Raw genomic sequence first — 23,025 nt, forward strand, 5'->3', positions numbered from 1 at the left:
TGGTTTGTCATTCCCGCAGGGAATCTGCTGTTGCTTTCTGTTCACGACCGCCGCGAGAGCAAAAGCAACGACAAAGACAGAAGCAGATTCCCTGCGGGAATGACAAACAAAAGGGCAAAGCGAAAGGCCCGGCAGAGGTCGCCGGGCCTTGTCATACTCCAAACAGAATCGCTTACTTCTTCGTCAGCGTAGCCGTCGAGTCCACCTTGATCCCCTCGCCCGTCTCGGCCTTCACGGTAAAGTTCTCCGCCGACACCTTCGCGAAGCCGACGATCATCCCTGTCTTCGCCTCGATGTGGACGTTCTTCAGCGACACGCCCAACACCGGCGACTCCGGCAGGCCGATGATCACGCCCGCCGTTCCGCTGCCCGTCGCCGTGACGTTTTCGATCGAGATATCGTGGAACTTCGGCGTCAGCCGCTGCACCGGCGCCGGCTTCGCTCCGCCCTCGGGCGGCAGCATCTTCGGGTAGTATTCGCTGATCAGGATCGCGACCTTCACGCCCTCCATCGTGATGTCCTTGAACGAGAAGTTGCCGATATCGGCGTTGCCGCGGTCGCGGTTCGCCTTCACGCGGATGCCGTTGTCCGTCCCCTTGAAGTGGATGCGTTCGGCGTGCACGTTCTGCACGCCGCCCGCGATCTCGCTGCCGATCGAGAGGCCGTGGCCGTTCTCGAAGGTGCAGTCCGTGATGGTGATGTTCTTGCTCGGATCGTCCGGGCCGGGCGAGTCGATCGCGCCCGACTTGATCGCGATGTTGTCGTCGCCGACGCTCGAAAACACGTGGTCGATGACGATATTGCTCGAGCTGAATGGGTCGATGGCGTCCGTGTTCGGCGAGTGCGGCGCGAGGATGCGGAGGTTGCGAAACACAATGTCGTCCGAGTAGTACGGCACGATCTGCCAGAAGCCCGCATTCTGCACCGTCACGCCGGTCATCGAGATGTGCTTCGAGTGATCGAAGACCACGCCCATCGGCCGGGGATGATCATTGCCCAGCACACCCGCGTCCTTCACGCCCTGCACGTAGTCCCACCAGACCTTGCCGTTGCCGTCGATCGTCCCGCTGCCGGAGATCGCCACATGCTCGGCGTTCACCGCGCTCACCAGCGGCTGCACCGTCGTCTGCCGGGCGAACTTCACCATCGGGTAGTCCGCGCGGTCGGGCGAACCCAGCAGAATCGCGTCCTTCGCCAGATCCAGCGTCGTGTTCGACTTCAGCAGGATCGGCCCGCTCAAAAACGTGCCCCCGGCCAGCTTGATCGTGCCCCCACCCTTGGCCGCGCAGGCGTCGATCGCCTTCTGGATCGCTGCCGTATCCTTGGCGACGCCATCGCCCTTCGCGCCGTACGCGCGCGCATCGCACACCGTGCCGGCCGCCCACGCGCACTGCGCACCCACCATCGCCGCCAGTCCCAAACCCGCCAACCTCATCGTCCGCATCTTGTACCCATCCTCCGCCCGCAGGCGCACGTCTCCGACATCCACGCCCAGATAGTACAGTAGTGGTCCAACCACTGTCAGCATGCCGTCTCTTGCGTGGAAGCGTGGGGCTTCAAAGACGCTCCATTCTTCCGCCTCGCTTAAGGCCACGGCTTCAGCCGTGCCGTATCGGCCCGCTCGCACGGCGGCTTTAGCCGCGGAGGTACGCATTCGTCCTGCGATGGGTCGAATGAAAACTGTAACCCCAGCGACTGAAGCCAGATCGGCGACCGGACGGGGCGGCACGGCTGAAGCCGTGCCCTTAAGCAAGACCGCCTGCCTGAGACGAATGATTCTCAACGCTCAACGTCACCGAAAGCCTGCACGAACGTTGTACTCCGCTGCCCCAACATGGCGATCCCTAAAGCTGCTGCAAAGAATAAACTTGCAACTACCGGCGCCTCGTCGCATGGCTGCCGCCAGGAATCCACAGAGCTCAATGAAGATCCAGTTCGAACTTCCGCAGCTTCCGATACTCCCCATCGCCGCAGGCGTGGTGCTGGCGCTGCACCTTGTCGCCAGCCTGATGCGGCCGTCGGACCCGGCGGTGACGCTGGGCGGCATGGTCGCCTGCTGCGCGGTGGCGATCTACGCCTGCATCCTGCGCGGACAGAACTCCGGCGGCGTGCTGCGCGCGCGCTGGCGGCTCATCGCGCTTTCGTTCGTCTTCAATATCATCGCCAGCCTGCTGCTTTTTTATAAGGTCGACATCGTCGGCGTGCCTGCCTTCCATGTCGGCGTCTTTGAGTTTGCCGCCTTCCTGCGCGGCGTGCCGCTGCTGATGGCGCTGGTCATGCCGGAGTCCAACCGTCAGGCTGGCGCGGACTCGAAGCTCTCGCTGTGGGTCGCCGCCGTCCAGGCCTTCCTCTTTGTCGTGCTGGCCTACTTCACCGTCTTCTTCGCGCTGCCCGACGGCGTCGTCGCCGCCGTGCCGAACACCACCTTCCCCACCACCGCGAACTACATCGCGGAGTACGGCGTGCTGGCGATCGCCTACATGCTGCGCCTGATGGCCCGCTCCTCCGCCCGCTGGACGGTCTTCTACCGTGGCGTCTCCATGTACCTCTGGGCCACCTGCTGCGCTCTCTTCTTCATCGGCGAGATCGCCATCAAGCGCTGGGGCGCGCCCGCCGGCTCGCCGCTCTATCTCGTCTTCGACCTCATCCTGCTTCTGTTCGCCCTCTATACCGGACGCTTCACGCCGGCGGTCAAGCTGCCGCGCTCGGCGCCGCGCGTGCTCTTCGTCAACCTCGCCGGGCCGGTCGTCTTCCCGCTGGTCATCTTCGCGCTCGCCATCGTGCTCGCCAGGACGCAGTTTTACTGGGGCATCGGCGCCATGGGACTCTCGCTCGCGCTCTTCGCCATGCGGACGACGATCCTCCAGTCCGGCTATCGCCGCATTCAACAGCAACTGCTCGAGGACAACCAGCTCACCCTGCTCGAAGCCCGCATCGACCAGTTGACTGGCGTACCCAACCGCCGCAGCTTCGACCGCACCATGGATCGCGAGTGGCGCCGCGCCGAACGCACGCAGTCGCAGCTTGGCCTGCTCATGATCGACGTCGACAAGTTCAAGCACCTGAACGACACCCAGGGCCACCCCGCCGGCGACCGCTGCCTGAAGCGCATCGCCGGCGTCATCGACTCGACGCTCGGCCGCGCCACCGACTTCGTCGCGCGCTACGGCGGCGAGGAGTTCGCCGTCATCCTGACCGACACCTCACCGCAGGATATCCGCGCCATTGCCGAAAGTTTGCGCGCCGCCGTCAACGCAGCCCAGTTCCCCAATCAGACCGAGATCGGCCAGTTCGTCTCCTGCAGCATCGGCGCGGCGATCACCGTGCCCGGCCCGCCGCTTACGCCGTCGAGCCTGCTCACCGGCGCGGACAAGGCGCTCTACGAAGCCAAACGCAACGGCCGCAACCGCGTCGAGTTCACCAACCTGCTTGCCGCGCCCAGTCTGCGCGACCAGACCAACGGCGCCTTGAACACGCTGATGAACGCGTACAAGGAAAGCCTCTACGGCGCCGAACACGACCCGCTCGCCAGCAAGAGCCAGATCAAAGAGGCGAAGAGCAAGTTCGCCGCCGTGGCGACCGACGACAAGTAACAGCCTCGGGAATGACAAACAAAGGGACAACAGCAAGAAGGCAAAGGCCCTCCACCTGAGTCACCGGTGAGGGCCTTTGTCTTTGTGTCTTTTTGTCATTCCCCGGAGGGAATCTGCTTTGGCTCTTACTTCGCCGAAGCTTCAATCTCCGCCCACTCTTCAGCGCTCAGCGAAATGTCGGCGGACTTCACATTCTCCTCCAGATGCTCGATCGACGACGTGCCCGGAATCGGCAGAATGACCGGCGAGCGCTGCAGCAGCCATGCCAGGGAGAGCTGGCTCACGGTCGCGTCATGCTTCTTCGCGGCCTCGTCCAGCTTGCCGCCCGGCTGCGCCAGTTTGCCCGCCGCCACCGGATACCAGGGAATAAAGCCGATATTGTTTTTCGTGCAGTATTCGACCACATCCTCATGCCTGCGATCGCCCAGGTTGTACTGGTTCTGCACGCTGACGATCTTGACGACCTTGCTCGCCTGCTCGATCTCGTGCGGCTTCACCTCGCTCAGGCCGATATGCCGGATCTTGCCCTGCCTCTGCAGCCGGGCGATCGCGCCGAGCGACTCCTCGACCGGCACCTTCGGGTCGATGCGGTGCAACTGCCAGAGGTCGATCGTATCCACCTTCAGATATCGCAGACTCATCTCGACCTGCTGGGTCAGGTACTCGGGACGCCCTACCGGCATCCACTTGTTCGGACCCTGCCGCGTTAGACCGCCTTTGGTCGCGATCACCAGCCCCTTCGCATAGGGCGATAGCGCGTCGCCGATCATCGGTTCACCCACCGCCGGGCCGTAGGCGTCCGCCGTGTCGATGAAGTTGACGCCGAGTTCCACCGCGCGCCGCAGCACAGCCTTTGCGCTTTCGGGGTCTTTGGGCCAGTCCCACACACCCTCACCGGTCAGGCGCATCGCGCCGTAGCCGAGCCGATTGATCTCTAGGTCGCCGCCGAGTTGAAACGTCTTCGCCGCAGTAGTCATACTGCGTTGGATGCAGTCGCCGTTAGAACGTCGCTCTGGATCGCCAGCGTTTCACCCTCGGCAACAACGCGCACGCGGTCTTCGAGCCCACGAAACTGCGCATCGGCCAGCAGACGCTGCAGCGGCTCGTCCATCGGCTCCTTACCCAGCTTGAAGGTGCCGTAGTGCATCGGAATCATCGTCTCGGCGCCGAGGTCGACGAAGCCCTGCAAGGCCTCCTCGGGGTTCGTATGCACGGCGCGGTAGGCATCCGGAAAATAGGCGCCGATGGGCAACAGAGCAATCTGCGGATGCAGCCGCTCGCCGATCTCCTTGAAGCCGGGAAAGTACGCCGTATCGCCGGAGTGATAGATGCTTTGTCCTTCTGCCTCAATCACATAGCCGCCGTAACCCCGGTGCGTGTCGTGGAAGACGCGCGCGCCCCAGTGCTGGCAGGGCGTCATGGTGACGGTCAGGCCTTCGACCTCGATCGTCTGCCACCACTCCATGGTGCGAACCTCGCGGAAGCCCAGCGTCTCGACCAGGTCCTCGACGCCCTTCGGCACGACCGCAATCGGCGCCTTGCCCGTGCGGCGCAGCGTCTGCCGCGCGATTCGCCGCAGCGACGGCCGGTTCAGGTGATCCATATGCGCATGCGTCAGGAAGACGACGTCCACTCCCGGCAGCCGCCGCATCTTCAGACCCGGACGCCGCTGCCGGCGCAACACCACCAGCCGCTTGGCGAAGACCGGATCGACCAGCACATTTTTGCCCGCAATCTGCAGCAGGAACGAAGAGTGCCCGATGAACGTCACACCCAGCTCGCCCGGCTCCACCTCCACCGCGACCTGAGGCTCGCCCTCCATCGGCTGGGCGTGGCTATCCCACACCACCTTCGAGAGCTGGCCCAGCTTCGTGATCCAGAACGGCCTGGTTCCCCACAGCGCGCGTATCTTCATTTTCATTCGTGTACAACCATCACTCCGTTAGATGCAACCTAACATCCGCCGACGCGTTCGTGCAGCCTTTCCGAATGAAAATCTGTCCTCGACGCCCGGATTTTGCATCTGACTGCCCACCAGCCGTTGCAAATTCGTCCCATAATGCGCAAAGACCATACCCTCACCCATATCGATCCGCAGCGCCAGCGCATCTGGGACGCCGTCTCGGCCTTCCCTATCGGCAACCTCTGGGACTTTCAGGGAGTGCCGCCCATGCTGATCGCGCGACGCACCTGGCACTCCATCATCGAGGACAACCTGCTCTCGCGCGCGGCCGAGCTGGGCTACTACTTCCTCTTCGCGCTCTTTCCCGCGCTCATCAGCGCCTCCGCCGTGCTCGGCCTGATGGCGCGTTCGGCGACGGATATCTACGTCAAGCTGCTCAACTACATGGCCGTCGTCGTGCCGCACGACGCGCTCGGCATCGTGCTCGACACCTTCAACCAGACCGCGGCCAACTCCACCAGCGGCAAGGTCACCTTCGGCATCGCCTTCGCGGTCTGGTCCGCCTCGGTCGGCTTCACGGCCATTCAGGACACGCTGAACACGGTCTACAAGGTCAAGGAGACGCGCCCTTACTGGAAGGCGCGCGGCAGCGCCATGCTGGTCACCCTGCTGCTGGGCGTGCTGGTCACGCTGACGCTCTGCTGCCTGCTCGCCGGAACCGCGCTCTCGCACCTGCTGCGCCGGCATATCTACCACTACGACATCGGCATGGCCGGCGGCATCGCCATCCATCTCGTCTTCGATCTGGTCACGCTCGGCATGCTCAACCTGCTCTTCGCCGTCATCTACTACTTCGCGCCGGACGTGAAGAACAAGCGCTGGCGGTTGCTGACGCCGGGCGCCGCGCTCGGCATCCTGGGCTGGATTCTGGCTTCGCTGGCGCTGCGGCTCTACCTCTTCTACTTCAACAGCTACTCGCTCACCTACGGCTCGCTGGGCGCGGTGATCATCCTGCTGACGTGGTTCTATCTCACCGGGTTGATGCTGCTCATCGGCGCGGAGATCAACTCCGAGATCGAGGCCGCCGCAACCGAGCGGCGTTTGAAGGCCGCCGGCGCCATTCCTCCGGCCGTCACCTCCGACCCCGATGCGCCAGTCCCGGCCGCTACTTCTTGACGTCCATGACGGAGAGAACGGTGTCCATCTCGCTCACCTCGGCGCTCACCACCATGCCCCGCGGATCCACCTGAATGCCGACCGTGCGCTCGATCGTACCCGGCGCAGCCACGGGGATCAGCATCGACGAGACGTGGTACTCCTTGTTCGTCAGATCGACGTAGGGGTCCGCCACCAGGGACGACTGGTACGGCCGCATCAATGGCTGCTCGCCGATGACGCCCGCGTAGCACTTCGCCAGACCCGCCCAGGCCGCACCACCCGTCACCAACGCCAGTCCCAGCCAAACCGCTAATCTCAGGCGCTGAGAATATCAGGTAAACGGGTGATGCCCGAGGCCTGCGTTACTCCCAGCGCGCCGTGCGCCAGGCGTTGTCCACAATCTGGTGCGCACGATCGATGTGTCCGAGCGAGCGGTCGCGCAGACCACGCGCCGCCGGCACGTCTTCGGCCTTCGCCAGATCGTTATGCGCGGCCAACAGCAGCTCGTTCGCCCTGCGGAACCGGTCGTGCGGGCTCAGCCGCGTGTCGATCGGCGGATGATCGGTCAGTCTCTTGCCGTCCCAGATCGCCGCCGTCTTGATCTCATTGATTGCCGCGTCGATCTCATGAATCGCCGCCTCATCGTCATGGCGCACCGGCCCCCACTGCCAACCCTCGGACAACTGCGCCCGCGCCGCACGCAGATCGTCCAGTGCATGCAGATAGGACGGATGCGGACCGGGAACCTGCTGCGCCTGCACCACCACCGGCCCCATTGCCACCATCGCCGCGACTGCCAATGCCCAATTCCACTTGCTCTTCATCGAAGTCCTCCTGATTCCGTGCGCGAAAGGAGCATCCCTCCGCCACGCACGCTCATAAAGAACCGCGCCCGATTGAAAAGTTGTTTGAAAAAATGTTGCGGTGAAATCGCAAAACTCCCGAAGAATCTTCAGGTTGAGACTCCTTCAGCGCGCCCTGTCTCGTCTCCGGGACAGGGCGCGCCTTCGGGTCCACGTGCCGCCTACCCCGCGGCCTTCGCCAGCTTCACCTTGGCTGAGATCATATCTACCGCGCGCCGCGCGCTCAGCGCCGCGCCCTCCTGCCAGCCGACGATGTGGCTGATCGTGTCGCCCGCCAGGTAGATCGGCCCATCCGGCTCGATCACCGTGTTGTAGCCGTCCGGCCCGCCGCCGTAGGTCTCGATCCACGAACCCTCGTTCCACTTCACCCGGCCCCAGCCGCAGAAGACCGGGTTCCTCAGCTCCTTGCCATGTCCCGGATGCAGCTTCTCGATCTGCGCCCGCGACGCGGCGAACTTGTTCTCCAGCGAAAGCGCCTGATAGCCCGGGATCTGCCGTTCGTCCATATATCCCGCCACGACGATGCCGGTCGGATGCATCAGCCGCGCGCTCGGGTACCAGACCGGACTCGGCCCCGCCGCCAGGAACGATAGCCCGCCGTAGATGTTGTAGTCCGTCTCCCAGAAGCGCTTGCTCTCCCAAGCCGTCTTCGACGACAGTCCCATGCCCGAGCCCTCGATCACCGCCTTGAACGGCGCCGAAAGGTCGTTCGGAATCTTCTTCAGGATCGAGAACGGCATCGCGCAGACGCAGTACGCCGCCTCGATCGCGGCCGGCTTGCCGCCCTTCAGGTAGCCGATCTTCACGCCGGTCGAGGTCTTGCGGATCTCGGTGACCGGGCAACCGTACTGGATGATCGGTCCAAGCGCCTTGGCGAAGGCGTACGGAATGCGATCCATGCCGCCCACCGGCTGCATCATGGTCGCCTGCCAGTCCCAGTTCTCCTCGTACAGCATGCCGCCCCAGAAGCTCGCGTCCAGCAGCGTGTGCATCGACAGCGGCGTATCGGGAACCTCGACCTGACGCCCGGCGCCCGGCGCCACCTTCAAGCCCGCGCGGTCCGCCCCGATATACTTGCCTGTCTTATCGAGCGGACCGTAGTAGTTCAGGAACTCGATCATCCGCTGCCGGTCTTCCTTGGTCAGATCGCCGTCCAGTCCGCCTCCGGCGATCGCCTTCGACAGCAGCTCCGACACATGGCCGCGCGTATCGTTGATGGCCTGGCGCTGGACGACCGGCTTGCCCCCGTTGGCTGCGTCGTTCTGCAGCAGCGAGGAGCGCGAGGTGTTGATCTCCACCTCCAGCGGCACGCCCAGCTCACGACAATAGCCCAGCATCGTCCAGTGCGTGCTCGGCAGACGCGCCGGGCCGAGGTTCTGATAGTTGCCCTCCTCCCACTGGATCGTCTGCTTCGTGCCGTCGGTGAACTCGACCACCGTGCCGTTGCGTCCGCTCCAGTTGCGCCCGCCGGGCCGCTCCCGAGCCTCCAGCAGCGTGACCTCGTAACCCAGCTTCTTCAGCTCGTACGCGGAGACCAGCCCGCCGATACCGCCGCCCAGCACGACGACCTTCGTCCCCTTGCCCGTGCCCGCCTCGGCCTGGATCGGCTCCGCCAGCGCGCCCTTGATCGGCATGATGCCCAGCATCTGCATACTCGCAAAGGCAGCGCCATAGCCGCCCGCCTGCCCAACACGCGTCAAAAAATCGCGCCGTGAGATCGCCATCGTCGGTAGTCCCCAGTTCCGCTGGTTGAAGGAGATGCAGACCCGCCACGAAGAAAGCGGCAGGAGGAAGTTGTGGAAAGGCCCCGTGAAACGTAGCTTATCCCACAGATTCCACACCGAAAAGCGGGAACGCAAAAACGCATCCGCCGTATGGGCCGCGCGCCTAGCCGCCCGCCACCGAGGCCACAATCAGATACGGCTCCCGCCCGTCGGCTACGGCAGGCGGCAGCGGCGCATCGGGATCCGCGTGCGACAGATCCTGTTCACAGGCGAAGAACCGCAGAAATCCACGGCGTTGGCCTGTCCGATAGTCGCGGATCGTGCCTTGCAACATGGGATAGCGCAGCTCGACCGCATCCAGCAGCGAGCGCTGCGTGGCTGGCGCTTCGAGCTCGAACGCAATCTCGCCCGTCACCCCGGCGAGCAGGCGCAGATGTCCCGGCAACTGAACCCGTATCACGGCAGCGTCTGGACCTCGACCGACAGCACCGCCGGCAGGTCGCGCACGATCGCCTGCCAGTGGTCGCCCGAATCGGCCGAGCAGTAGACCTGCCCGCCCGTCGTGCCGAAGTAGACGCCGCACTCCGGCAGCGTGTCGACCGACATGGCGTCGCGCAGCACGTTCACGTAGCAGTTCTCCTGCGGCAGACCTTCGGTCAGGGCCTCCCACTCGTTGCCGCCCGTACGGCTGCGGTAGATGCGGAGCTGACCGCCCAGCGGAAAGTGCTCCTGATCGCTCTTGATCGGCGCAACATAGATCGTCTCCGGCTCATGCGCATGCACGTCGATGGCGAAGCCGAAGTCGGTCGGCAGGTTGCCGCTCACCTCGCGCCAGTGATCGCCCGCGTCGTCGCTGCGCATCACGTCCCAGTGTTTCTGCATGTAGAGCGCCTCGGGCCGCGCGGGATGTCGGGCGATATGGTGGACGCAGTGCCCCACCTCGGCGTCCGGGTCCGGAATATGCTGCGAGACCAGGCCCTTGTTGATCGGCTTCCAGCTTTCGCCGCCATCGTCCGACCGGAAGGCGCCGGCCGAGGAGATCGCGATGACGATCCGGTCCGGTTTCCGCTCCTCCAGCATGATCGTATGCAGACACATGCCGCCCGCGCCCGGCTGCCAGTGCGGACCGGAGCCATGCCGGCGCAGGCCGGACATCTCCGTCCAGGTCGCGCCCGCGTCGGTCGACCGGAAGAGCGCCGCGTCCTCCACCCCCGCGTAGACCGTGTCGGCGCAGACCGGCGACGGCTCCAGATGCCAGACGCGTTTGAACTCCCACGGATGCGGCGTCCCGTCGTACCACTGGTGCGTGCCGGCCACGCCATCGTAGACGAACTTGTTGCCCACCGGCGCCCAGGTCTTGCCGCCGTCGTCCGACCGCTGAACGATCTGGCCGAACCAGCTATTCAACTGCGAGGCGTAGATGCGGTCCGGGTTCACCGGCGAGGCCTTGACGTGATAGATCTCCCAGCCGGCAAAGTACGGCCCGCAGACCTGCCAGTTCTGCCGCCGCTCGTCGGAGGTCAGCACAAACGCGCCCTTGCGCGTCCCCACCAGAACTCGCACACCGCCCATCGTCGCACCCTCGCGAAGAGCATCAGAAACCGCACAGCCATCATCCACCAGAGCGGGGATTCGGACCAGCTTTTTCTTCCGGCGGCGAGATTATCGCCACCCCAGCGCCGGCGCCACCAGCTTCAGAATCGCCTCCATCACATGCGCGTTGTACGCCACGCCAAGCTGGTTGGGAATCGTCAGCAGAAGCGTATCCGCCTCCGCGATCGCCTCGTCCCTGCGAAGCTGCTCGATCAGCACATCCGGCTCCGCGGCGTAGCCTCGACCGAAGATGGCGCGCGTGCTCGCGTCGAGGAAGCCAATCGTGTCCTTCTCCTCGCCGCCCCGGCCGAAGTACGCGCGGTCGCGGTCGTCGACCAACGCGAAGATGCTGCGGCTGACCGAGACGCGTGGCTCCCACGCATGTCCGGCCTCCTTCCACGCCGCGCGATACGCCCGTATCTGCTGGGCCTGCTGGATATGGAACGGCTCGCCGGTCTCGTCGAACTTCAGCGTCGACGACTGCAGGTTCATGCCCAGCTTCGCCGCCCAGACGGCGGTCGCATTCGTCGCCGCGCCCCACCAGATGCGCTCGCGCAGACCCTCGGAGTAAGGCTCCAGACGCAGCAGCCCCGGAGGATTGGCGAACATGGGACGCGGATTCGGCTGCGCGAAGCCCTTGCCGCTCAGCAGCTCCAGAAACTCCTCCACATGCCGCCGGCCCATCGCCGCGTCGTCCTCGCCTTCGAGCGGCTGGTAGCCGAAATAGCGCCAGCCGTCGATCACCTGCTCGGGCGAGCCGCGGCTGACGCCAAGCTGCAACCGCCCGCCCGAGATCAGGTCCGCCGCCCCGGCGTCCTCCGCCATGTAATGAGGATTCTCGTACCGCATATCGATCACCGCGGTCCCAAGCTCGATCTTCCGCGTCTTCGCGCCACACGCCGCAAGCAGCGGAAACGGCGAAGCCAGCTGCCGCGCAAAGTGATGCACACGGAAGTAGGCGCCATCTATGCCCAGGCGCTCGGCCTCGACGGCCAGGTCGATCGACTGCAACAGCGTGTCGGCCGCCGTCCGCGTCGCCGATTGCGCGGAAGGCGTCCAGTGTCCGAAGGAGAGAAAGCCGATTTTCTTCATACTCGACCAGTTTACGCCTCCGATCGATGTTGCAACACGCTACTCTCGCGTCCGCCCGAAAAACAAGACATACCCGTCCGGATCGGCGATCTCGAAGCCGCGCAGACCGTCATGCGTATCCTGGAGCGGCGAACGGAACGCCACGCCGTTCGCGGCGAACTCAGCCGCCAGCGCATCGGGCTCGGGGACGTACACATAGGCATCCCACCGCATATGCGGATGCCTTGTGGAGTTTGGCGCGGGCAATATCCCAGCCTCAGCCTTGACGAAGATCCGCACCGCATCGCGGGCGAGGATGGCGAAGAACGAGTCGCGCTCCGGCGCTCGATACCGGGCCTCGAAGCCCAACGCATCGCGATAGAAGCCGATCGTGCGCACGACGTTGCTGACGATGAAGAACGGAGAAATCCCTTGCAGAGTCGGTTGTGTCATGGTCATGGATATTCCCAAGTTCAGCCCGACGGAAGGATATCAAGGTAGCCGGCAGAGGGTCTTTGCGGAAGCGCTTACAAGGGACATTCTTCTCTTTCTATGCTCACGAAACGCATCGTCCTGGTCTCGCCAGTCGAAATGGGCATCGGTAAACATAAGCCGACTTATGAGGACTAATCCGGTTGAGAGATTCTTTTCGTCACGGCTAGGAGGCCGTCAGTATGGCGGAAAGAGCGAAAAAGCCCAAGAGTGTCCTCAAGCTCCCCGATCTTGATTATTCGAAATCAGCGGTCCTAAATAGCCTTCCATCCTTGAACTCGCGACGGTCGTACGAACACGCCATCCGCGACTTCATCGAATGGTACTGCTCCGAACCACGCCTCGCGTTCAACAAGACAGTGGTGACTCGCTATCGCATCGCCTTGGAGCAGCGAAGATACGCGCCTTCGACGATCAAACTGAGACTCGCCGCGGTTCGCAGGCTCGCATACGAGGCTTCGGATTGCGGCCTGCTCAGCCCTGACCTTGCCGCTGGCATTCGCAGGGTCAAAGGAGCGAAGCGTCTGGGCGTCCGCATTGGAAATTGGCTGACCGTCGAGCAAGGCAAGAAGTTGCTCGCTGTCCAGTCGGGCAATCAACTCCGAGACCTGCGTAACCATGCCGTCCTAGCTATGCTTCTTGGCTGCGGCTTACGCCGAGCGGAGCTTGTTGCCGTCAAAATCGAGGACTTCGAACTTCGAGAAGAGCACTGGGTGCTTGCTGACCTCATTGGCAAAGGCCGGCACATGCGAACCATTCCTGTGCCTAGGTGGGTGAAGTCAGCCGTCGATGCATGGACGAGCGTAGCGGAGCTAAGAGACGGGGTTCTCTTCCGCGCCATAAGCAAGACCGGGAAAGTTCAAGATCGCGGATTCACGCCAAAGGTGATTTGGTCCATCGTTCGCGAAGCGGCTATGAATTGCGGCATTGGCGTAATCGCCCCGCACGATCTGCGTCGAACGTGTGCCCGTCTTTGCCATCAAGCTGGAGGCGAGCTTGAGCAGATTCAGTTCCTCCTTGGGCATGTTTCGATCCAGACCACCGAACGCTACCTCGGGTGCAAACAGCGCCTTCAGAACGCTGTCAATGACAAGATTGGTTTCGAGGCCGGACCCACCTAGTTCGTTTCGATCCTTATATGGAGATTGATCAGCCGAGGGTCGCTCATCCGAAGGTAGAATCCTCTTGTGAACTTATTGAAGATCATTCTGATGCTTGCCGCTATCTATGGCGCGGTCCAGATCTTCTACGTAGTGCGAACCCGAGCAATGCGGTCTCTCGCGGCCCGGTGGAACTTTCAATACATAGGCCCACCCCCACCAAGATGGTGGTGGCCTGTCACCCATCCGATAGTTCATCCCCCTGTACCGTCCTGGGTATCTCATCTCACTTTGTCAGGTCAGAGAGTCACACGCGTTTGGAATGTAATAGAGGGAGAGCATAACGGTATCAAAATCGTTATCTTCGACATCGTCCTGGGGGAGCATCGGAACAGCCATCCATGCACGCTCATTGCATGTGAAACCGAACAAAGCCTGTTTCGCGCAATCACGTCAGTGGACCGCGTGTTGGAGAGCCACGGCTGGACAGTCCTCCACGGAGTCTGGTTTTTATGGTTTTCTTGGACGATGCGCGTAAGCCGGATTGAGAAGCACCTTCGCAATTTAGGGTGATGGAGTCTCACCATCTCCGTCGATGGTTCCAATCACTCCCGATAAACGCCGTTCTCGTCAGATGTGATCTCGATGAATGCCAAAGCGCCGATGTACTCATCGAGCGCCCCCGCTCTTACACTGCATCGCTACCGCTTCATCGCCTGTTCCGCCGCCATCGTCTTCTCCTTCCAGCTCTCGTACGTCAGCACGTTCTTCTCCCGCTCCCACTCGTCGGCGGGCAGCACCATGAGCTGCTCGCGGGCGATGCCCGGAAGGCCCGTGCCAAGCGCGTTCAGCCCGCCTTCGCGGTTCTCCTTCATGTAGTTCGGCGTGATGTCGACGTCGTTCGCGTGAGCCCAGTCGCTGATGTGCGTCGTGGGCATCCTCTCGATGTCGGCGGCGGTCCAGTTGGCGAAGTGGATCTGCTCGTTCAGCCACGCGACGCCGGGGCGTTCGACCCACGCGGTGCGGTGGCTCATGCCGGGATCGACATGCGTGGTGAACAGGTTGCGGTCCGAGCCGTGCAGCGCCACGGCCTGCGCGCGCATGGCCGCAAACCACTCCGGCCCACGGTGCGGGATGTCCATCACCTCGTCCATCGAGCCGTTCTCGACCAGCATCGGCCCGCGGTCGGCGTTCAGGGTGTAGAGCACCGCGCCGCGCTTGTGGAACTCATCGCCGAGGATGCGCAAAGACCGCCACGGCGGCGCCTGGCACGGCAGCTTGCCCGTGTCGAAGCTCTTGCCGCCGTCGGCCTCGTCGTCGAACGTGCCGCCGCCGCTGAGCAGCACCGCGTGGATCGCCGGGTCGATCGCCCCGGTGATGCCGGTGATGAACGCGCCCATCGAGTACCCCACGGTCGCGATGCGCTTCGGATCGACCTCCGGCCGCTGGCCGAGATACGCGACCGCCTGCATGACATCGACCTGCATCAACCCGGCGAGCCGCTGTCCCCAGTCGTCGGCAGGCACGCCCTCGGGCGTCGCGACGATGGCGTCATGCGAGCCGGCGCGCGACTTGCGGTCGATGTTCCGCTCGCCCTCGCCGATGGGGTCGTACGTGACTACCACCGCGCCGGCGCGCGCGAACATCATGCCCGAATAGAACGCATACCACGCGAACTTGTCGCCGCCGTGTCCGTTCACCACGACGATGCCGGGCAGCTTGCCCTTTCTCTTCTCCGGCCGATAGACGATGGCGGGAACGCGCATGCCGCTGGCCGTCGCATACGTCACACGCTCGGCGATGACGCCCGCGACCGGCGAAAAGCTCGACCAGGTCTTCGCCTCGAGCGGCGGCAGCTCATCCGGCACGTATAGCGTGTGGCGAATCTGCGCCCGCCAGGCCGCGTCGCGCGCGCTGAGCGGCGGTCCGGCCTGCGCGTGGACGGATGGCAAAGAGACAAGAGCAAGAGTGGAAAGCATGAGGAGGCAGGTCTTCATGTCCACCAGCTTACAGTCGCCGAGCGGTCTCTGGCATCGTTGCAAGCGGAAGTTCGCCCCGGCGCCGTTCGTTCCCCACGCGGCTCTTTCCGATCCGCATGGCCGGTCAAGTACACTGACCCCACTCATGAACCTTTACGCGATCGTTCTCGGCCTCATCGTTCTCACCCTTCTGACCGTCTCGCTGACCCGCATGAGCAAGGTCAAGACCAAGGCGGACTACCTCGTCGCGGGTCGCTCGCTGCCGGCGTTCGTGCTGGTCTTCACGCTGCTTTCGTCGTGGATCGGGTCGGGTTCGCTGCTGGGCGGGGCCGAAAACGCTTACCGCCACGGCTTCGCGGCGCTGTGGCAGGGCGGCGGCGGATGGGCCGGGCTGCTGCTCATCTACTTCATCGCGCCGCGCGCCCGCAAGTTCGCGCGCTTCACCATCCCGGACCTGCTGGAGGTCCGCTACAACCAGACCGCGCGGGTGCTGGGCGTCATCGCCATCCTCTTCACCTACACGGCCATCACCTGCTACCAGTTCATCGGCGGCGGCGACATCGTCCACCTGATCTTCCCGTCGGTCTCGGCGATCGCCGGCCGGTACATCATCGCCGGCTTCGTCATCGTCTTCACCGCCATCGCCGGCATGAGCTCGGTTGCGTACATGGACGTCGCCATCGGCCTGCTGACCACCTTCACCATGATCGCCGCGCTGCCCGTGCTGATTCACCAGGCAGGCGGCATCGCCGCGGTCCATCTCGCGCTCCCCGCAACGCACTTCCAGCTCTTCGGCGATCTGAGCGGCATCCAGGCCGCGGAGCTGTTCCTGCCCACCTGCCTGCTGATGCTCGGCAACCAGTCCATGTACCAGAAGTTCTTCTCCGCCAGGAGCGAGAAGGACGCCACCCGCGCGGTGCTGGGCTGGGTGGTCGGCACGGTGATCCTCGAGAGCATCATCGTGGCCATCGCGGTGGTGGGTTCGGCGCTCTTCCCCACCGGCGAGGTCCACGACCACCCGCGCGAGATCCTCGCCTACACCGGCCTGCATGGCCTGACCGGCTCCGGCCCGCTGATGCTGCTGGGCGCGCTGCTGATCGGCGCCATCTTCGCGAAGATCATCTCGACCGCGAACAACTACCTCTTCTCGCCCGCGACCAACCTGGTCAACGACGTCTTCGTGCGCTACATTTCGCCGGATGCGTCGAACACGAAGATTCTTTGGGTCTCGCGCGCGATGGTCGTGCTGCTTGGCGGCTGGGCGCTTTACCAGGGCCTGGGTACGGAGTCGGTGCTGAAGAAGAGCCTTTACGCGTACACGATCTACTCGGCCGCGCTGACGCCGGTGATCCTCGCGGCCTTCTTCTGGAAGCGCGCAACGGCTTCAGCCGCCGTCAGCAGCATCGCCGTCGGCACCTTCGTCACGGTCTTCTGGGATTCGCAACTGGTGCATGACACGCTGCCGAAGATCGTCTCCGACCGCGACGCGATCTTCCCCGCTCTGATCGGCTCGCTCGCCGGCCTGCTGGTGGTCAGCCTGCTGACGCCTCCGCCGACGGCCGCGCAGTTGGAGCCCTTCGCGGAGGCCTAGGGAACCTCTGATTAAGATAGGTCCGGGCTTTAGCCCGGACAATAAGCCCCGCAGAGTCAGTGGGGCTTTAGCCCCTGGGATATGGGTTGCGGACTTAATCAGAGCACCTCTAGAGCGAGGAACCGCGATGTGTCCAGCATCCAGCCACAACGCCTGTCATCCTGAGCGTAGCGAAGGACCTGCATTGGCTTCTGCCGTTGCCTGTTCTTGCGGAGGCCCCATCTCGATTCTGAGTGGGGTACGAAACGGCGCGCCCCGTCCCTGCGCCCGGATACAGAGCTCTCGGCCATCTCAGCTGGCGATGAGCGGACATGCAAAACAAAGACGCCCGGATCTCTCCGGGCGTCTCTGGTTTGCGGCTTGGTTGAGTTAGAAGATGAACTTGCCGATCAACTGGAGCTGACGAGCTCCGTAGATGGTGTTCGTCGTCGTGCTGGGAGTGGCGAACGCAGTTGCCTGCGTGAAGCAACCCAGACCGAGCGGGTTCGCCGCAGCGGTCGGGCAGGCGCCGCTGCCAGGAGCCACGTACGAAGCGAGCGCCGTGTTCACCGAGAGGATGTTGCGGTGGTTCGCTACGTTGAAGAGCTCCGCTGCAACCTCGAAGTGGTACCGATCGCTGACGATGGGGAACGAACGAGAGACGCGAGCGTCGGTGTTATGTACGCCAGGTCCCTTGAAGCCGTTACGGCCGGCGATGGCGTCCGGCACGCGAGCGCCAGGACCTGAAGTGAACAGAGCGTTGGTCACGCCGCTATCCGAGGTCAGGTTGCCAAGTGCTCCACCGCTGAGGGAAGTGATGGTGCCGCTGGTGTAACCGGTGATCGGCTCGCCGGTCTGCGCGGTGACGGTCGCCGAAAGGAGCCAGCCGTTCGCCGCGTACTTGGCGTACTTGTTCGAGATCGGCAGAGCCGACTTGGCCACGATCGTGCCGACGAAACGGCCGCGGATGTCGAGGTCCGAGCGGGCATACTCTGCCGCGCGGCCCTGACGATGACCGAGAGCGAACGGGATGAGCGGAGCATCGGTGCCGTTGAAGGTGCCGTTGCCGCCGTAGGTCTGACCGCCGTCCATGGCGTGAGCCCAGGTGTAGTTGGCCAGAACCTCAACCCCGTGGCTCATCGGCTTGCGGAACGAAGCGACGAACGAGTGGTACCAGGAGTTGACATCCGAGAAGCCGGTCGCAACCGCGCCAACCGTGGTGTTCAGTCGGTTGGTGTAGACCGGAACGCTGAAGGTGCGGGGCGTACCACCCGTCGGGGTGTAGGTGTAGGTGCGGTTGGTGACGACCGAGTTCGGATCGATGTTGGTGTCGACATAGACCGGCAGGCGCAGAGCGCGGTTGCCGACGTACGACAGGGTCAGGCTGGCGTGGTAGGGCAGGGCCTGCTCGACCGCAAGATCGGCCGAATGCGACTGGGGGTTGCGGAAGCTGGGGTCCATACCGCGAATGGTAAGCGTCGCGGTGGGAACGGCAGCGAGACCGGTGGGCGTGATCGGAGCGCCCGTGACGGGGTTGACCGGAGCCGGACCCGGCGGGGTGTAGATCGGCACGCCGCCCTGAGGAGCGTAAGCAGCGTAGCTGGCGGAGTTGTTGTAGCAGACCGTGGCCGGAGCGACCGGAACGCAGGCGACGCCGGTGGTGTTCGGACCCGCGGTGACGGTGCCGGCGGTGACGTAAGGTGTCGGCGCGCCGATGGCGCTGACCGGACCATACTGCTTCTGGTAGACGCCGTTCTCACGACGCAGCGTGTAGTAAGCGGAGTTCGAGACCTGGCCGAAGAAGATGCCGTAGCCGCCGCGAACCACCGTGCCGGGAAGCGGATTCCAGGCGAAGCCGATGCGGGGCTGAACCATCTTGAAGTCAGGGTTGATCTGCGAGGTGGCGTTGTAGGCCACCGGGCTGGTCGCCTGCGGGAACGGCATATCCGGGCCGGGGACGAGCTGTACGTCGTAGCGGACGCCGATGCTCAGGAGCAGGCTCGGCTTCGCCTTCCACGCATCCTCGAGGAAGCCGTCGATGTTCTGGTTCCAGAAGTCGTCGGCTCCGACGCCGGTCAGCTGGTCGACGGTCTGGCTGAAGGAGTTGTAGTGGCGCGTGGAGGCGTTCGTGAAGACAGCCGAGGAACCCGTGCCGACCTGAGTGCGGGTCGCATTGGCGCCGAGCGCATCCTGCGCGAAGTTGATGAAGTTGAACTCGTTGTTCGCGTTGGAGTACGAGAAGCTGCCGTCGCCGCCGAAGAGGTTGGCGATCTGCTCGTGAACGAAGTTCAGATCGAAACCGGCCTTGACGGTGTGGTGGCCGAGCGTCATGGAGTAGACGTCGGTCGCCTGCCAGCGGTGCTCATCCGGGAACTTGCCGCGGGGCAGAGCGGAGGTTTCGCCAAAGGAGACGACGCCAGCGGTCGAGGAGCCGATGCTGTTCGCCGGTCCACCGGTGTTGGTGCCGTCCGTCTCGAGGTCGCGAGCCCACTGGAAGTGAACCACGTTGACCGAACGGCTGGAGAGCTGGGTCTCCGCGCTGGCGATCAGGATGCGCTCGTGGAAGTCTGCCGTGCCGTTCTGCGAGACGCCGCCGTTGTTGACCGTGGTGGCGCCGTTGTAGCCGTTCGGCTGGTGGAAGTTCGCGAAGAGGAACTCCGCCATGAGGTGAGTCTTCGAGGTGAGCTGATAGTCCAGGCGCGGGAAGTAGATGTCCTGCTTCGCGTTGCGCTGGAAGGCGCCGAGCTGACCCTGGATGGCCGTGACGACAGCCGCGCACTGGGTGGCGCTGACGTTCGGAATCGAGGTCGGGTAGGTGATGCCGTTGTCGGTCAGGTTGGTCGTGCCGCCGTCGCAGAGGTGGACGAGGTTGGCCACGTTGGTCGTCGAGGTGTTGTAGGTCGACAGGTACGTGATGGGATTGATCTTGCGGTAGCCGTCGTAGCTGAAGTGATAGAAGAGCTTGTCGTGCAGGATGGCGCCGCCGACGGAGACGCCGAACTGATGCTGCACCTTGATGGGCTGCGTGAGGTTGAAGGGATTGTTGGTCAGGCGGCCGCTGTACTTGTTCTGAGCATCGAGCGCGTTCCAGCCCGGCGTGCGGTAGTACTCGAACACGTCGCCGTGGAAGCTGTTCGAACCGGCCTTGGTGACGGCGTTGATGATACCGCCGGCAGCGCCGCCGAGCTCAGCCGAATATCCGGTGGCCGACGACTCGAACTCGCGGATGGAGTCGACCGGGAAGACGTAGGGCGAACCGATCGAACGGCCACGCGCCTCCGAGAAGAACTGCTGATTGTTGTTCGCGCCGTCCACCAGGTTCTGGTTGTAGACGCCGGAGATGCCGCGGTAGCCGATGAGACCGGTGGTGCCGTCGGGAATAACGTTCGGCGTCAGGAGCACGAAGCTCTCGAAGCGGCGGCTGGCCACCGGAAGATTCGAGACGATCTGCTGGCCGACGACCTGCGAGCCTTCCACCTTGTCCGCATCGATCAGCGGCGCGTCGGACGAGACGGTGACCTCGGTGGTGACGCTGGCGGCGGGAAGCGCGCCATCGACCGTGACGGAGGCGCCGACGGTGACGGCGATGTTCTTGCGATCCACCTTGCCGAACGAGCCGCCGCCGAGAACGACCTCATACGTGCCGGGCTGGAGGAAGCCGGCGGTGTAGTGGCCTTCGGAGTCGGTGGTCACGGTGCGCGTCGCGCCCGTTCCGGAGTTGATGACGGTGACGGAGACGCCGGGAACGACTGCGCCGGTGTTATCGCGGACGACGCCGTCGATGCCTCCGAGCGCCGCGGTCTGGGCAAAGGCTGGCGCCACGGACGAGGCGGCAATGAGACAACATGCCGCGGCGGAAAGTGCGCGTTTCGTGAAGAAACTCATATTGGATCTGGCTCCTGAAGGTTTGCTCTGGGCTTTGATGGCCCATGGCGTGTACGGATGTCCCGGCTTGTCTTAGGTCTCCACGCTGGGAGTGAGGTCTCGCCCCGAGGTTGGGTGCAAGCTTCGAGACAGCCGTCTCTAGTTTTTAGTAATTGCTCTAAGCCTCAATGACCGCAGGGGAGATGTCAAGCGAATTTACCGTCTTCTCATCCGATCGCTGCAACTTTTCCCGCGCGGAAGTCGTCTGTGTACCGCACATAGGAAGCCGGCGCCCTCGGCGCGCAGCGAGCAGCCAGCCTCGAAGACCGGTCTAGTGGAGCTGGTCCGGAATGACCGCGAACTGGATGAGCAGCTCGAACGGCACGATCTTCAGGGTGTTTTCGTGCGTTGCCTCGAGCAGCACCGGGCAGCCGGCGCCGGCCTGCTGCACCTGCAGCCAACGCGCCGCGCAGACGCACCAGCGGTCGCCGGGCTTCAGCCCCGGAAATCCGTACTGCGGCATGGGCGTCGAAAGATCGTTGCCCAGCGCCTTCGACGCGGCCAGAAACTCCGCGTCCACGATGCAGCAGATGGTGTGAACGCCGAGGTCGTCCGGCCCGGTCTCGCAGCAGCCGGTGCGGTAGAAGCCGGTCATGGGGTCGCAACCGCAGGTCGCGAGGGGCTGGCCGAGTACATTTTTTCCGCGGGCTTTGATAGGTTCGGTGGTCGGCATGATCTTCCTTCTGCCCCTAGTATCCCACCTTTGCGACTTCGACGGGCTATGGGGCTGGGACAGTCGCGGCTCGTTTGTCCAGAGCCTGCTCGATCAGCATTACGCAGACCGGACACCGATACTGTTTTGCTCTGCTTAGGGCAGTATCTCCATTCTGCGCAACCGCTGTAGGGTCAGCGCCGAGCATGAGCAAGTCACGGGTGTCCTCCTCGAAGAAGCTTTCATCGATCAGCGCAGTCGTACCGCCTGGACCCGTAGCGTTGACGTCGGCTCCATACTGCATCAGGAGTTGCGCCATTGCGTTGGTCTTTTGCCGTTGCTCCGCAGCTCCGAAGTGGCTGTGGGAGAACAGCCAGGAGATCAACGTTTCGCGGCCGACAATCAGATGAAGATCAGGCTTGTAGTCGGCGAGCAGCCCGCGCACTAGTTCAGGATTGCCCGACTGAATAGCGGAAGGCAACACGTCGTCGCCCGTCTCCTCCCTTGGAAAGCTGGGGCGAACGCCGCGAGCGGTCCAGAACTGCAGCATGGCGACACTACCGCTGCGGGCTGCGGCGCTCATACATTCCGTATCAATTTCCGGGGACAGCGACTCCAGTTGTCGCGACATTTTCTGCACCAGCAGCAGCTCGCCTTTTCCAGTTGCGGCGCAGATAGGGGTATCCTCGCGCAGTGGCCAGAGACTGTCGTGAGCTACCTTGGTCCCGACGGGCGCACCGGCCCTTAAGAAGGCCTCTTTCAGCCCTGCGTTGCCCACCTGGATCGCACGCAGATAGAGCGCGATATGATCCTGGTCGTGCGCGCCAAAGCGCCATCCCTCCTGCGTGAGGGCGCTCGCGGTCTCGTCCGATCCCTTGATCCAAAGCGCGGTATTCGCGGCCTTGTCGATGAGGTCTTCAAGATCGATAATCTCCCGCGGCATCCCAGCCTTCTCGCCCCAGTAATCGACAACGGACTTCTTTCGGGAACCGACGACTACCGTCATACGGTAAGTCGGCAGATCCGTCGCGTTGTACCGGTACACATTGTTGGCGCCGAAGAAGTGCGCCTTGCGAAAGGAGTCGAGAAGCAGCGCGACTGTTTTCGGATCGATATGCGCTGTATGGTCACCCGTAACCAATACAAACGCCTCGCCGCGATAGTGGATCGTTCCGTCTCCAGAGATCGTCACCTCGTAGGAGGGGCATGTACCGAAGCACCCACCACGCGCAAGGGTAATCCGCACCTGCGAGGGTTCGGACACGCTGGGAAATGGCACGAGAAAACGCCGCCCGCGTGCCCAGGCAGCGACAGAGGCGCAGACGAGCAACAGCCCGAATGAGATGCGTCGCATGCGCGTCATCTTCACGCTGCTATCCCCGAGCGACGTGAGCGGCCTAAAA

The 23,025-nt window shown here is 63.7% G+C and carries 18 protein-coding genes; 4 read left to right on the plus strand and 14 right to left on the minus strand.

The genetic code is table 11. The annotated features are described in order from the left end of the window. Nucleotides 1-172: 172 nt before the first annotated feature. Nucleotides 173-1,528: a glycoside hydrolase family 28 protein gene (locus CHB87_RS16685; RefSeq protein ID WP_245818048.1), complete on the minus strand. Its 1,356-nt coding sequence runs from the start codon at nucleotides 1,526-1,528 to the stop codon at nucleotides 173-175. 394 nt (nucleotides 1,529-1,922) lie between these two features. On the opposite strand from CHB87_RS16685, the gene CHB87_RS16690 reads away from it, so the two are divergent. After that, entirely contained in the window at nucleotides 1,923-3,593 is a 1,671-nt protein-coding gene (locus CHB87_RS16690) for a GGDEF domain-containing protein (RefSeq protein ID WP_176441817.1), read from the plus strand. Nucleotides 3,594-3,718: 125 nt separating this feature from the next. Here CHB87_RS16690 and CHB87_RS16695 read toward each other — a convergent pair whose 3' ends face one another. After that, entirely contained in the window at nucleotides 3,719-4,570 is an 852-nt protein-coding gene (locus CHB87_RS16695; RefSeq protein ID WP_089409564.1) for an aldo/keto reductase, read from the minus strand. After that, nucleotides 4,567-5,508, minus strand: coding sequence for an MBL fold metallo-hydrolase (locus CHB87_RS16700; RefSeq protein ID WP_089409565.1), 942 nt, complete (start codon nucleotides 5,506-5,508; stop codon nucleotides 4,567-4,569). The genes CHB87_RS16695 and CHB87_RS16700 overlap by 4 nt, the downstream gene beginning before the upstream one ends. A gap of 144 nt (nucleotides 5,509-5,652) precedes the next feature. On the opposite strand from CHB87_RS16700, the gene CHB87_RS16705 reads away from it, so the two are divergent. Next, on the plus strand, nucleotides 5,653-6,672 hold the full coding sequence (locus CHB87_RS16705) for a YihY/virulence factor BrkB family protein (RefSeq protein WP_089409566.1): 1,020 nt from the start codon (nucleotides 5,653-5,655) through the stop codon (nucleotides 6,670-6,672). Here CHB87_RS16705 and CHB87_RS16710 read toward each other — a convergent pair. The 7 genes from CHB87_RS16710 to CHB87_RS16740 all read right to left on the minus strand — a co-directional run bounded on the left by CHB87_RS16710 (nucleotide 6,662) and on the right by CHB87_RS16740 (nucleotide 12,364). After that, nucleotides 6,662-6,943: a hypothetical protein gene (locus CHB87_RS16710; RefSeq protein WP_089409567.1), complete on the minus strand. Its 282-nt coding sequence runs from the start codon at nucleotides 6,941-6,943 to the stop codon at nucleotides 6,662-6,664. The genes CHB87_RS16705 and CHB87_RS16710 overlap by 11 nt on opposite strands. A gap of 73 nt (nucleotides 6,944-7,016) precedes the next feature. Continuing rightward, a complete protein-coding gene (locus tag CHB87_RS16715; RefSeq protein WP_142988393.1) occupies nucleotides 7,017-7,478 on the minus strand; it encodes a hypothetical protein in 462 nt (153 codons plus the stop codon). A gap of 200 nt (nucleotides 7,479-7,678) precedes the next feature. Continuing rightward, nucleotides 7,679-9,241, minus strand: coding sequence for a flavin monoamine oxidase family protein (locus CHB87_RS16720; protein WP_089409569.1), 1,563 nt, complete (start codon nucleotides 9,239-9,241; stop codon nucleotides 7,679-7,681). Nucleotides 9,242-9,404: 163 nt separating this feature from the next. Further along, nucleotides 9,405-9,701, minus strand: coding sequence for a MoaD/ThiS family protein (locus CHB87_RS16725; protein WP_089409570.1), 297 nt, complete (start codon nucleotides 9,699-9,701; stop codon nucleotides 9,405-9,407). Continuing rightward, nucleotides 9,698-10,813, minus strand: a complete 1,116-nt coding sequence (locus CHB87_RS16730; protein ID WP_089409571.1) for a WD40/YVTN/BNR-like repeat-containing protein — start codon at nucleotides 10,811-10,813, stop codon at nucleotides 9,698-9,700. Before CHB87_RS16730 ends, CHB87_RS16725 begins: the two co-directional genes overlap by 4 nt. 90 nt (nucleotides 10,814-10,903) lie before the next feature. Beyond that, on the minus strand, nucleotides 10,904-11,926 hold the full coding sequence (locus CHB87_RS16735; RefSeq protein ID WP_089409572.1) for an LLM class flavin-dependent oxidoreductase: 1,023 nt from the start codon (nucleotides 11,924-11,926) through the stop codon (nucleotides 10,904-10,906). A gap of 39 nt (nucleotides 11,927-11,965) precedes the next feature. Continuing rightward, nucleotides 11,966-12,364 carry a VOC family protein gene (locus CHB87_RS16740; protein ID WP_089409573.1) on the minus strand — a complete coding sequence of 133 codons (399 nt, stop codon included), beginning with the start codon at nucleotides 12,362-12,364 and terminating at the stop codon, nucleotides 11,966-11,968. Nucleotides 12,365-12,579: 215 nt separating this feature from the next. On the opposite strand from CHB87_RS16740, the gene CHB87_RS16745 reads away from it, so the two are divergent. Then, on the plus strand, nucleotides 12,580-13,518 hold the full coding sequence (locus CHB87_RS16745; protein ID WP_089409574.1) for a tyrosine-type recombinase/integrase: 939 nt from the start codon (nucleotides 12,580-12,582) through the stop codon (nucleotides 13,516-13,518). A gap of 680 nt (nucleotides 13,519-14,198) precedes the next feature. Here CHB87_RS16745 and CHB87_RS16750 read toward each other — a convergent pair. Next, on the minus strand, nucleotides 14,199-15,476 hold the full coding sequence (locus CHB87_RS16750) for an alpha/beta hydrolase family protein (protein WP_176441818.1): 1,278 nt from the start codon (nucleotides 15,474-15,476) through the stop codon (nucleotides 14,199-14,201). A gap of 145 nt (nucleotides 15,477-15,621) precedes the next feature. Between CHB87_RS16750 and CHB87_RS16755 the strand changes: the two genes are divergently transcribed. Then, nucleotides 15,622-17,067 carry a sodium:solute symporter family protein gene (locus CHB87_RS16755; protein ID WP_089409576.1) on the plus strand — a complete coding sequence of 482 codons (1,446 nt, stop codon included), beginning with the start codon at nucleotides 15,622-15,624 and terminating at the stop codon, nucleotides 17,065-17,067. Nucleotides 17,068-17,436: 369 nt separating this feature from the next. Here the strand turns inward: CHB87_RS16755 and CHB87_RS16760 are convergent, their stop codons facing one another. The 3 genes from CHB87_RS16760 to CHB87_RS16770 form a co-directional block, all read right to left on the minus strand. Beyond that, complete coding sequence (locus tag CHB87_RS16760) at nucleotides 17,437-20,931, minus strand: TonB-dependent receptor (RefSeq protein WP_089409577.1); 3,495 nt, start codon at nucleotides 20,929-20,931, stop codon at nucleotides 17,437-17,439. Nucleotides 20,932-21,241: 310 nt separating this feature from the next. Beyond that, a complete protein-coding gene (locus tag CHB87_RS16765) occupies nucleotides 21,242-21,643 on the minus strand; it encodes a DUF2237 family protein (protein ID WP_089409578.1) in 402 nt (133 codons plus the stop codon). Between the two features lie 46 nt (nucleotides 21,644-21,689). Further along, the gene (locus tag CHB87_RS16770) at nucleotides 21,690-22,985 is read right to left on the minus strand and encodes a DUF6438 domain-containing protein (RefSeq protein ID WP_089409579.1); all 1,296 of its coding nucleotides are present in this window, start codon (nucleotides 22,983-22,985) and stop codon (nucleotides 21,690-21,692) included. Nucleotides 22,986-23,025 lie beyond the last annotated feature (40 nt).

This window comes from Granulicella rosea, assembly GCF_900188085.1.
Lineage (GTDB): Bacteria > Acidobacteriota > Terriglobia > Terriglobales > Acidobacteriaceae > Edaphobacter > Edaphobacter rosea.

Bases quoted from the DNA above. Each gene is read 5' to 3' on its own strand.
- CHB87_RS16685 (WP_245818048.1), bottom strand. From the start codon at position 1,528: ATGCTGACAGTGGTTGGACCACTACTGTACTATCTGGGCGTGGATGTC.
- CHB87_RS16730 (WP_089409571.1), bottom strand. From the start codon at position 10,813: ATGGGCGGTGTGCGAGTTCTGGTGGGGACGCGCAAGGGCGCGTTTGTG.
- CHB87_RS16745 (WP_089409574.1), top strand. From the start codon at position 12,580: ATGGCGGAAAGAGCGAAAAAGCCCAAGAGTGTCCTCAAGCTCCCCGAT.
- CHB87_RS16770 (WP_089409579.1), bottom strand. From the start codon at position 22,985: ATGACGCGCATGCGACGCATCTCATTCGGGCTGTTGCTCGTCTGCGCC.
- CHB87_RS16740 (WP_089409573.1), bottom strand. From the start codon at position 12,364: ATGACCATGACACAACCGACTCTGCAAGGGATTTCTCCGTTCTTCATC.
- CHB87_RS16705 (WP_089409566.1), top strand. From the start codon at position 5,653: ATGCGCAAAGACCATACCCTCACCCATATCGATCCGCAGCGCCAGCGC.
- CHB87_RS16720 (WP_089409569.1), bottom strand. From the start codon at position 9,241: ATGGCGATCTCACGGCGCGATTTTTTGACGCGTGTTGGGCAGGCGGGC.
- CHB87_RS16755 (WP_089409576.1), top strand. From the start codon at position 15,622: ATGAACCTTTACGCGATCGTTCTCGGCCTCATCGTTCTCACCCTTCTG.
- CHB87_RS16750 (WP_176441818.1), bottom strand. From the start codon at position 15,476: ATGCTTTCCACTCTTGCTCTTGTCTCTTTGCCATCCGTCCACGCGCAG.
- CHB87_RS16760 (WP_089409577.1), bottom strand. From the start codon at position 20,931: ATGAGTTTCTTCACGAAACGCGCACTTTCCGCCGCGGCATGTTGTCTC.
- CHB87_RS16695 (WP_089409564.1), bottom strand. From the start codon at position 4,570: ATGACTACTGCGGCGAAGACGTTTCAACTCGGCGGCGACCTAGAGATC.
- CHB87_RS16715 (WP_142988393.1), bottom strand. From the start codon at position 7,478: ATGAAGAGCAAGTGGAATTGGGCATTGGCAGTCGCGGCGATGGTGGCA.
- CHB87_RS16700 (WP_089409565.1), bottom strand. From the start codon at position 5,508: ATGAAGATACGCGCGCTGTGGGGAACCAGGCCGTTCTGGATCACGAAG.
- CHB87_RS16690 (WP_176441817.1), top strand. From the start codon at position 1,923: ATGAAGATCCAGTTCGAACTTCCGCAGCTTCCGATACTCCCCATCGCC.
- CHB87_RS16765 (WP_089409578.1), bottom strand. From the start codon at position 21,643: ATGCCGACCACCGAACCTATCAAAGCCCGCGGAAAAAATGTACTCGGC.
- CHB87_RS16735 (WP_089409572.1), bottom strand. From the start codon at position 11,926: ATGAAGAAAATCGGCTTTCTCTCCTTCGGACACTGGACGCCTTCCGCG.